At 77.8% G+C, this 3,270-nt stretch carries 4 protein-coding genes; 2 read left to right on the top strand and 2 right to left on the bottom strand.

Annotated features, from left to right (window positions below; translation table 11 throughout):
- Both ACYVKY_RS03345 and cofD read right to left on the bottom strand, forming a co-directional pair.
- On the bottom strand, positions 1-405 hold a 405-nt coding region (locus tag ACYVKY_RS03345), incomplete at its 3' end, for a coenzyme F420-0:L-glutamate ligase (RefSeq protein ID WP_460433576.1).
- Positions 402-1,415: a 2-phospho-L-lactate transferase gene (cofD, locus tag ACYVKY_RS03340; protein WP_460433575.1), complete on the bottom strand. Its 1,014-nt coding sequence runs from the start codon at positions 1,413-1,415 to the stop codon at positions 402-404. The genes ACYVKY_RS03345 and cofD, both read right to left, overlap by 4 nt.
- A gap of 200 nt (positions 1,416-1,615) precedes the next feature.
- Here cofD and ACYVKY_RS03335 point away from each other — a divergent pair, with 200 nt between their 5' ends.
- Together ACYVKY_RS03335 and ACYVKY_RS03330 are read left to right on the top strand one after the other, a co-directional pair.
- On the top strand, positions 1,616-1,906 hold the full coding sequence (locus tag ACYVKY_RS03335; RefSeq protein WP_460433574.1) for a WhiB family transcriptional regulator: 291 nt from the start codon (positions 1,616-1,618) through the stop codon (positions 1,904-1,906).
- Positions 1,907-1,910: 4 nt separating this feature from the next.
- A partial coding sequence (locus tag ACYVKY_RS03330; protein ID WP_460433573.1) for a glycosyltransferase family 2 protein occupies positions 1,911-3,270 on the top strand: 1,360 nt, incomplete at its 3' end.

Here is a 3,270-nt window from a genome sequence, read left to right as displayed (position 1 = left end):
GAGCTCGTGCAGCCGCGCCCGCAGCGCGCGGGCGGAGGCGGCGGGGTCGGCCGGCAGCAGCAGGTCGGTGCCCTCGGGGACGACGGACGCGTCGATGCCGGCGGCCGCGAGCACCGGGCCGAGGTGGGTGCGCACGACCCGGGTGCGCCGGCCGTCGGGGAGCCGGCGCGCCGCCACCTCGTCCGAGGCCGCGGCGTCGAGGGCCCGCTCGCGGTCGGTGGCCGCGACGGTGCGTCCCTCGGCCTTGGCCACCACCTTGGAGGCCACCACCACGACGTCGTCGTCGCGCAGCGCCGTGCCCGAGGCGACGAGCGCCGCGGCGACCAGCGCCGCGAGGTCGTCGCCCGCCCCCACCTCCGGCAGGCCGGGGACCGCGACGGCCGAGACCTCCGCGGGCCCGGTCACGCGCCGCGTCCGGCGGCCACGAGGTCGAGGCCGACGTCGAGCGCGGCGCCGGCCATCTCGGCGGACGCCTCGAGGTCGGTCATCAGCAGCGGGCGGGCGTGCACGCGGGCGCGGCCGCCGGGCACGGTGGTGCCGTCCAGGTCGGCGTCGGAGGTGTCGACGAGCCAGGCGTCGAGCAGGTCGGCGAACAGGCCCCCGACCGCACGGGCGGTGCTGGCGACGCCGATCGCCGCCAGGCAGGCGTCGGCCATGCCTCGCACCGGGGCGCCGCCGACGATGGGGGACAGCCCGACGACGGGTGCGCGGGTGCCGCGCAGCGCGTCGCGGACGCCGGGGACGGCCAGCACGGTGCCGATCGAGACGACCGGGTTGCTCGGCGGGACGAGCACGACGTCGGCCTCGCGCAGGGCGTCGAGGACCCCGGGCGCGGGGGTCGACTGCTCGGCGCCGACGGCGACGATGCGGCGCGCCGGGAGGGCGGCGTGGTGGCGCACCCACCACTCCTGGAAGTGGATCGCGCGCTGCCCGCCCTCGGCCTGCTCGTCGTCGACCACGACGTGGGTCTCGACCGGGTCGTCGGTCATCGGCAGCAGGCGCACCCCGCGGCCCGGCAGCCCCCAGCGCTCGCACAGCGCCGCGGTGACCTGGCTGAGCGGGTAGCCCAGGCCGAGCATCTGCGAGCGCACGACGTGGGTCGCGAGGTCCTTGTCGCCGAGGGTGAACCAGTCCGGCCCGGCGCCGTAGGCGGCGAGCTCGTCGGCGACGCCGAAGGTCTCCTCGGCCCGGCCCCAGCCCTGCTCGGGGTGCACGCCGCCGCCGAGGGTGTACATCACGGTGTCGAGGTCGGGGCACACCCGCAGGCCGTGCAGGGTGATGTCGTCGGCGGTGTTGCCGACCACCGTCAGCTCGTGCTCCCCGCCGTCGTCGGCGGGACGGCCGGCGAGGTGGTGCACGAGGCCGGCGAGGAAGCGCGCGCCGCCCACGCCGCCGGACAGGGCCGTGATCCGCATGCGGCTCATCCTCGCCCACCGGCGGGAACCTGTTCGCACCCAGGGCTCAAGTCCGCCCGGGATAGCACCGACGGGCTTGACGAACGCGGTGCGACACGCGTGTAATTCCCTTACTGTCGTTCCCGTTCGGACCAGCGCGACCTGGTGCGAGCACCGCACGTGGGGAGCACCACCTTCAGGAGGGTCGAGACGTGGGAGCCATGGACGATTTCGCGGCGTTGTCGCTGGTCCCGTCCCAGCGGGGTTTCGAGCTCGAGGAGGGCGACGAGGGCGCCCTGGGCTGGCAGGAGCGGGCGCTGTGCGCCCAGACCGACCCCGAGGCCTTCTTCCCGGAGAAGGGCGGCTCCACCCGCGAGGCCAAGAAGGTCTGCGTCGGGTGCGAGGTCCAGGCCGAGTGCCTCGAGTACGCCCTCGCCAACGACGAGCGGTTCGGCATCTGGGGCGGGCTGTCCGAGCGCGAGCGGCGCAAGCTGAAGAAGCGGGCCGTCTGACCTCGTGTCCCTCGACCAGGGTCTGCGCATCGAGCGGACCCGACCGGAGCCGGTGCGCGCGCCGGTGACGGGACGCACCCACCCCGGACGGCCGCGGGTCGTCGCCGTGGTGCACGCCCGCGACCCCGAGCACCTGCCCGAGCTGCTCAAGGCCGTCGCGGCCCAGACCCGGGCCCCCGACCTCGTCGTGGGGGTCGACGCGGGCGACGACGACGAGGCCGGCCGCCGCGTGGCCGCCGTCCTCGGCGCGCACTGCGACCACGTGCTCCGGCTGGGCCCGGGCACCGGGCTGGCCGACGGCGTCACCGCCGCGCTCACCCACCTGGCCGCCCACGACCTGCACCCCAGCACCGACCCCCGCACGCCCGTCGCCGACGCCGACGCGCCCGGGGCCGCCGGGCCGCCCGCGCGGGACTGGGTCTGGGTGCTCGACGACCGCGACCGCCCGACGATGCCGACCCTCGAGCGGCTCGTCGACCGCGTCCGCCGCAGCGACAACGTCGCGGCGGTCGGCACCAAGCACCGCGGCGGCCCGACGGGCGAGGTGCTGCTCGACACCGGCTTCACCACCACCCGCGGCTCGCGCCGGCTCACCCGGCTCGACGAGGGAGAGGTCGACCAGGGCCAGCACGACGCCACCTGCGACGTGCTGGCCGTCGGGCTGACGGGGCTGCTCGTGCGCGCCGACGTCTGGCTCGAGCTGGGCGGGCCCGACCCGGCGCTGTCGCGGCCCGGGCTGCCCGGCGCCGAGATCGACCTCGGCCGCCGCATCCGGCTGGCCGGCCACCGCGTCGAGGTCGTCCCGTCCGCCGTCCTGGTGCGGCCGCCGGGCGACCCGGTGGCGCCGCCGGCGCTGCAGCGGCGCAGCACGGCGTACCTGCGGCTCGTCGGCGCGAGCACCGCGGCCTTCCCGTTCGTCCTGGCCCAGGTGGTGCTCGGCGCCCTGGTGCGCGTCCTCGGCGGCCTGGCCGCCAAGGAGCCGCTCGTGGGGCTGCGCGCCGCCGGGCAGGTGCTCGCCCCGCTGCTGCGGCCCGACCTGCTGGTACGCGCCCGGGCGCGGGCCCGCCGCACCCGCCGCGTCCCCGGGCACCAGCTGCACCCGCTGCTGGCCGACCGCCGCGAGACCTGGCGCTGGCACCGCAGCCGGGTCGTGGTGCCCAGCCCGTCGGTGCCCCGCGGGTCCGGCCGGGTCGTCGCCGTGCTGGTCCTGCTGCTGCTCGGCACGCTCGCCTCGCTGCTGGCGTCCTGGCGGCTGCTCGGAGCCGGCGCCGTCACCTCGGCGGCCGCCGCGCCCGTGCCCGACGGCGTGGGCGGGGTGCTGGACGCCCTCACCTCCGGCTGGCAGGCCGCGGGCGCCGGCGTCG

The organism is Angustibacter speluncae (genome assembly GCF_054777815.1).
This window is presented reverse-complemented; position numbering and strand designations above follow the sequence as displayed.

What these genes read in the sequence shown, in the direction of transcription:
- cofD (WP_460433575.1), bottom strand. Translation starts at nt 1,415, where the DNA reads ATGCGGATCACGGCCCTGTCCGGCGGCGTGGGCGGCGCGCGCTTCCTC.
- ACYVKY_RS03335 (WP_460433574.1), top strand. Translation starts at nt 1,616, where the DNA reads ATGGACGATTTCGCGGCGTTGTCGCTGGTCCCGTCCCAGCGGGGTTTC.